This window comes from Trebonia sp. (genome assembly GCF_049794275.1).
Classification (GTDB): Bacteria; Actinomycetota; Actinomycetes; order Streptosporangiales; family Streptosporangiaceae; genus Trebonia.
The window spans coordinates 1-6,391 of sequence record NZ_JBARCR010001273.1 but is presented as its reverse complement, the minus strand read 5'-3'; the positions used below and the strand labels follow the sequence as shown (position 1 = coordinate 6,391).

Annotated in this window: 5 protein-coding genes; 4 read left to right on the top strand and 1 reads right to left on the bottom strand. The window is 69.4% G+C overall.

Translation table 11 applies throughout. From position 1 onward, the window contains the following. On the bottom strand, positions 1-482 hold a 482-nt coding region (locus WA805_RS31060; RefSeq protein WP_425244113.1), incomplete at its 3' end, for a spermidine synthase. Between the two features lie 165 nt (positions 483-647). Here WA805_RS31060 and WA805_RS31055 point away from each other — a divergent pair. The 4 genes from WA805_RS31055 to WA805_RS31040 form a co-directional block, all read left to right on the top strand. Then, positions 648-3,179: an ATP-binding cassette domain-containing protein gene (locus WA805_RS31055; protein WP_425244112.1), complete on the top strand. Its 2,532-nt coding sequence runs from the start codon at positions 648-650 to the stop codon at positions 3,177-3,179. Then, on the top strand, positions 3,172-3,879 hold the full coding sequence (locus tag WA805_RS31050; RefSeq protein WP_422338318.1) for a response regulator transcription factor: 708 nt from the start codon (positions 3,172-3,174) through the stop codon (positions 3,877-3,879). Before WA805_RS31055 ends, WA805_RS31050 begins: the two co-directional genes overlap by 8 nt. Positions 3,880-4,390: 511 nt before the next feature. Next, entirely contained in the window at positions 4,391-5,482 is a 1,092-nt protein-coding gene (locus WA805_RS31045) for a substrate-binding domain-containing protein (protein WP_425244111.1), read from the top strand. A 149-nt stretch (positions 5,483-5,631) separates the two neighbouring features. Further along, positions 5,632-6,391: ATP-binding cassette domain-containing protein (locus tag WA805_RS31040; protein WP_425244110.1), on the top strand; the 760-nt coding region annotated here is incomplete at its 3' end.

The window sequence follows — 6,391 nt, the reverse complement described above, 5'->3', positions numbered from 1 at the left end:
ACGTTCACCGTGTACACGCCGCCGCTGCGCAGCGCGCGCCCTGCGGCGCGGGCGGCCTCGGCCGTGGTCAGGTGGAACGGGGTCTTGGCGCCCGCATACACGTCGCTGATCACCAGGTCGTAGCTCGCGGCACGGACAGACTCGAGCACCTCTCTCGCGTCGGCCGCCCGGACCCGGATGCCGTGCCCGGGCGGCAGCGGCAGGTGCTTGCGGACCAGCTCGGTGAGCGGCACGTCCAGTTCGGCGACCAGCTGCCGAGACCCGGGCCTGGTGTGCGCGAGGTAACGGGGCAGCGTCAGGCCGCCGCCGCCCAGGTGCAGCACGCGCAGCGGCTCGCCCGCGGGGAATGCCAGGTCGGCGATGTGCCCGATGCGGCGGACGTACTCGAACTCCAGGTAGCCGGGATCCTCGGTGTCCACCTGGCTCTGCGGGATGCCGTCGGTGAAGAGGAGCCACGAGCCCGTTCTGGATAGATCTGGCACAAGCTCAGCCCGCCCGAACCGGACCTCTTTGTGCACAGCGCGCCGGGCAGGACCTTGCCTCACCCGGCGCGCAGCAGATCCCGACACCCTTCTAGTATCCGGTGGGGAGCCACCCAATCGCGGGCGATTGTGCCTGTCAGGGGGTATCCGATAAGAATTGACACCGTGACAGTCAGCGTACAGCCTGGCGCCATCGGCGCGGCGCCGGAACTGACGGTCTCTTCGCTTACTGTGCGTTTCGGTGCGCTTACAGCACTGGACGGGGTCGACCTGGCGGTGCAGGCCGGGGAGCTCGTGGCGCTCGCCGGGGAGAACGGCGCCGGGAAGACGACGCTGATCCGCGCCATCGCGGGCGACGTCACCCCCGTCTCCGGAACGATCAGGCTGGGCGGGCGGCCGGTCACGCCGAATCTGGCCGCGACCGCGCGGCTGGGCGTGCGCATCGTCTGGCAGGACGTCCCGCTGAACGACAACCTCGACGTCGCGTCGAACGTCATGCTCGGCAACGAGCGTTTCAGGCACCTGTTCTCCGACGTGGCACTTCACGGCGACGCGGCCAAGCTGTTCAACCGGCTCGGCATCCCGCTGCGGGACACTACGCGGTCGGTCAAGTCCCTGTCCGGCGGGCAGCGGCAGATGGTGGCGGTCGCCAGGGCCATGGCGCACGATCCGCGGGTGCTGCTGCTCGACGAGCCGACCGCCTCCCTGGGCGTGCAGGAATCGGCCCTGGTCGAGCGCCTGATCAGCCGGCTGCGCGAACAGGGCACGACGATCCTGCTCTCCTGCCACGACACCGGGCAGATGTTCCGGCTCGCGGACCGGATCGTCGTCCTGCGGCACGGACGGGTCGTCGCCGAGGTGTCGCCGAGCGAGGTGCACCCGGACGACGTCGTGGCGCTGGTCTCCGGGCAGGCCGTGGACTCCTCGGCCCGCCGTCAGCTGACCCGGCTGCACAGGCTCACCGGGCGGCTCGTCTCCTCCGAGCCGTCGTCCAGCCTGTCGCTGATCCTGTCGGCGCTCGGCGCCGCGCTCGGCACCGAGCGCTTGTGCATCCATTTGCTTGCCCCCGGGGGACAGTCCTCAAGCATTGGGGGGCTTGCGCAGCCCCCCATGGCCCCCGCGACCCCCTGGCCCGGCGCAGAGGGGTACCTGTCGCCCGAGCTCGTGTGCTCGGCCTCGTTCGGGGTGCCGGCGCCGGTGCTCGCCGCCTGGTCGCGGCTGCCGTACGGCGCGGGCGGCGGTCCGGTGGGACTCGCGGCCGCCACGCAGGAGCCGGTCATCGAGGACAACATCCGGGCCGGCACGGGCTCGTGGACCATCTTCGGCGATCTCGCCAGGACGGCGAAGGTCGCCAGTTCCTGGTCGGTGCCGGTGCTCGGGCCTGGCGGCCTGCTCGGGGTCATCACAGTGTTCCGCGCGGTGTCGGGCAAGCCGCAGCGCGACGACCTCGACCTCGCCGCCCTGTACGCCGGCTACGCGGCGAGCGCGATCGACCGGGACCGGCTGCTGGACCAGCTCACGGCCCGCAACCGGCTGCTCGAGACCATCCGCGAGGTGCTGCAGACGCTGGCCGGCCCGGTGCCGGTGGCGGAGGCCCTGCACATCGTGCTGCACGCGCTGCGGGGTGGCCTGGACGCCGACGAGGTGGCGCTGGTCACCGCGGCGCCCGACGGCATCCCGGCCGTTCGGGCCTACTCCGGCGGCGCGTCCATGCCCCCGGAGACGCTCGGGGCGGCACTGGCGGCCCTGGAGCGCGGCGCCCCGGAGGGCGTCGCCATGGCCGGCGAGGACCGGAGCCTGACGGTCACGTTCGCCGCCCCTGACGGCCAGACCATACTGCTCGCTTCGTGGCGGGACGGCATGTCCCCCGACGACGCGACCAACCTGATCGAGGACGCGGCTCACAGCTTGCGGATGGCGCTGGAACGGGAGAAGGCCCTGGCCGCGCACCAGGAGACGATGGCGCTGCGCCAGTCGCAGGAACTGCAACGCGCGTTCCTGCGCAGGCTCAGCCACGAGCTGCGCACGCCGCTCACCGCGATCACCGGGTACGCGACCAGCCTGCTGTTGAAGGACGTGACCTGGGACGACGAGTCGCAGCAGCGCTTCTTGTCCCGCATCTCCGCCGAGTCGGCCCGTCTCGGCCGGCTGGTCAACGACCTGCTCGACTTCTCCGCGATCGAGTCCGGGATCTTCCGGCTGCAGTCCGACTGGTGCGACATCCCGCTGGTGCTCGATGCCGCGGTCGCCTGCCTGCCGCCGGCCAGCGGACCGCAGGTGGAGGTGAAGTGCGCGCCCGGCCTGCCGGCCATCTGGGCCGACCACGACCGGCTCGAGCAGGTGTTCGTCAACCTGCTGAGCAACGCGTTCGGGCACAACCCGCCAGGGACTAGGGTGCTGGTAGTGGCCGAGGCGACGGAGCCGGGCACGGTGACGGTCAAGGTGGCCGACGACGGCGAGGGCATGCCGCCCGAACTCGTGGGCGCGCCCGCCGGCGAGGCCCGGCTGCCCGACGCGCGGCGGCACGGCTCACGCGGGTCCGGCGTGGGGCTCGGCCTGTCTATCGCCACCGGCATCGTGGCCGCGCACGGCGGCCGGATGGAGCTGGAGCAGGCGCCGCGGGGCACCTGCTTCGTGATCACCTTGCCGGTAGAGGACCAGCAATCGCGCGGGAAAGGACCGGACACGATTGACTGAGCTGACCATCCCCACCCGGGTGCTCATCGTCGAGGACGACCCCAACATCGTCGACCTCATCAGGTCCAACCTGGCCGTCCGCGGCTTCGACACGTGCGTGTCCGGCGACGGGAGCAAGGCGCTGGCGCTGCTGGACACCGAGCAGCCCGACATAGTGCTGCTCGACCTCATGCTGCCCGAGGTGGACGGTTTCGAGCTGTGCCGGCTGATCCGCGAGCGCTCGGCGGTCGCCATCATCGTCGTGTCGGCGCGCGGCGGCGAGCGGGACAAGGTGACCGCGCTCAACATGGGCGCCGACGACTACATGACCAAGCCGTTCGGCATCGAGGAGCTCCTCGCCAGGATCCTGGCCACGCTCCGCCGGACCCGGCCCGCCGAGGCGGGCGAGCAGACCGTCCCGTCGGTCATCACGATCGGCGACATACAGATCGACCTCACCGGGCAGCAGGTCCGCCGCGCCGGGACCGTCGTGCACCTCACGCCCACGGAGTTCGCGCTGCTGCGCGAACTGGCGCTGCACAGGGGCAAGCTGCTGTCCCGCGCGCACCTGCTGCGCCGGGTCTGGGGCCGCGGCTACGAGACGGAAACCGAGTACGTGCGCGTCTACATACGGCGGCTGCGCGCCAAGCTGGAGCCGCCGGGGGCCGCACCGCTGATCATCACCCAGCCCCGGGCCGGTTACCGGATCGCCGGCGACTAACGACATCACGATTGGCTATCAACTTGGAAAACCGCTGTCACGATTCCGCAACAATCGATCGGTCAGTGACCGGTCACATTAGGCAAACCGCCCAGCTCCTGCCGCGTATTAACTCTTTATTAACGGTTTTACGCACGTGTTAACGGGAACGTTTCTGGCATCCCGTCTTACGATTCCGCAAAACAGTGCTGGGGCCCGATTATGTATGGTGTCCCGCCTTGTCTTATTCGATGCATTCAGCGAAAGGATATGGGGGTTAAGAATGGGTAACAGACCTACGGGAGCCTGGGGCTCCCGTTCGCACGGCGCCAGCACGTTTCGACGCTTCCGCGTGCTGGGCGTCGCGGGCCTCGCGGCGGCCCTTGCGCTGACGGCTGCGGCCTGCAGCTCGTCCAGCTCATCAAGCTCGTCAAGTTCGGCAAGCGCGTCGGCAACGGGGTCAGCAAGCGGCTCGGCGTCGGTTCCGGCGGGGCTGAGCATCGGCTCCTTCACCGTTAACATCGGGGCGACGATGGACCAGCTCAAGGCGCTGGGCCAGGCCGCGACCAAGGGCTCTAGCACCCTGCAGGTGGGCGTGGTCCTGCCGGACACCACGTCGTCGGTCCGGTGGGTTGATTTCGACGCGCCGTACCTGAAGGAAGCCTTCACCGACGCCGGGTACACCCCCGGGGAGTACCGCATCCAAAACGCGCAGGGCAGCGACGCGACCCAGCTGAGCGACGCCACCGCCGACATCAACCTGGGTGCCAAGATCCTGATCGTGTGTCCGCTCGATGGCCCGACTGGCGTCGCGATCGCGAAGCTCGCGGAGCAGAAGGGCGTCACCCTGATCGCCTACGACCGTGCGATCTTCCAGGGCTCGAACACCTACTACGTCAGCTTCGACGGCGTGCTGGTGGGTACGCTGATCGGCCAGGGCTTCCAGACGTGCGTCCAGTCCTGGGGGATCAAGAGCCCCAAGGTCTTCGTGCTGAATGGCGGCGAGGACACCGACCCCAACGCGATCGCCTTCGCCACCGGGTACAACAAGGTGGTCTGGGGCCAGGCGGCCAAGTCCGTCAACGCGGGCGCGACCAACAGCGCGGGCTACTCGCTGGTCGGCGAGAACTTCGCGCCTGGGTGGGACAACACCAAGGGCGGCACGATCTTCCAGCAGGAGTTCACCGCTCACCCGACGATCAACGCCACGATCGAGGCCAACGACGGTCTCGCCAACGCGGTGATCACCGACCTGAAGACGGACGGTGTCAAGCCCAAGACGATCCCGACCACCGGTCAGGACGCCACCTCCCAGGGCATGGCCTGGATCCTCGAGGGCTACCAGTGCGGTTCGGTGTACAAGGCCGTTTACAAGGAGGCCCAGGACGCCGTGACCATGGCCACGATCCTGCTGGCCGGCAAGACGCCGCCCGCGGCCCTGCTGAACGGCAAGGCTGTGGACTCGGCCGACCCGAGCATCGTCGAGCCGGCGTCCCTGCTGACCCCGGTGTGGGTGACCGCGGCCAACATGGAGTCGACTGTCGTCAAGGACGGCTTCGACTCGGCCTCGTCCATCTGCTCGATCGCGGGTGCGAGCGCCTGCTCGAAGGCCGGGATCTCGTAATCGCCTAACCCGGGGAACCCCGGCGGTTCTCGCCGGGGTTCCCCGGAGCCGGGGCTGGTGGACCCTCTAGCAGGGTGCGCCAGCCCCGGCATAATGTGATGGTTGCTGACCTTGGGCACGGCTACGGACGGGTATTCAAGATGACTGAGGTGAACGAGCCCCCGCGGGGCGCGATCCCTAACGGGGACGGGGCGGAGCCCCTGCTGAAGCTGCGGGGCATCGATAAGCACTTCGGGCCGGTGCAGGCGCTCTACGGGGTGGACCTGGACCTGCCCGCGGGGCAGGTGACCGGCCTGTGCGGGGACAACGGCGCCGGGAAGTCGGTGCTCACCCGCACGATCGCCGGCGTGCACCAGCCGGACCATGGCCAGATCTATTTCGAGGGCCGGCCGGTACACATTCGCAGCGCCAGGGACGCCTCCACGCTGGGGATCGAGACCGTCTACCAGGACCTGGCGCTGGCCGACAATCTGGACATCGTCCAGAACATGTTCCTCGGCCGCGAGCGGCTGAGCCACGGCCTGCTGGATGAGGACTCGATGGAGAAGACGGCGGCCGAGACCCTGAGCACCTTGCGGGTGACCACAGTGCGCTCGATCCGGCAGCCGGTCGCCTCGCTGTCGGGAGGTCAGCGGCAGTCGGTGGCGGTCGCCAAGGCGGTGATGTGGAACTCCAAGCTGGTGCTGCTTGACGAGCCCACCGCTGCCCTCGGGGTGGTGCAGACCCGGTCGGTGCTGGACCTGATCAAACGACTCCGCGACCGCGGGCTGGCGGTGATGGTGGTCAGCCACAACCTGAACGACGTCTTCGAGGTCGCGGACCGGATCGCGGTGCTGTACCTGGGGCGGATGGTGGTCCAGGGGCCGGCTGCGGACTTCGACCGGCAGAGCGTGGTGGAGTACATGACGA

Coding starts and splice junctions, on each gene's coding strand:
- WA805_RS31045 (WP_425244111.1), top strand. CDS start 4,391: ATGGACCAGCTCAAGGCGCTGGGCCAGGCCGCGACCAAGGGCTCTAGC.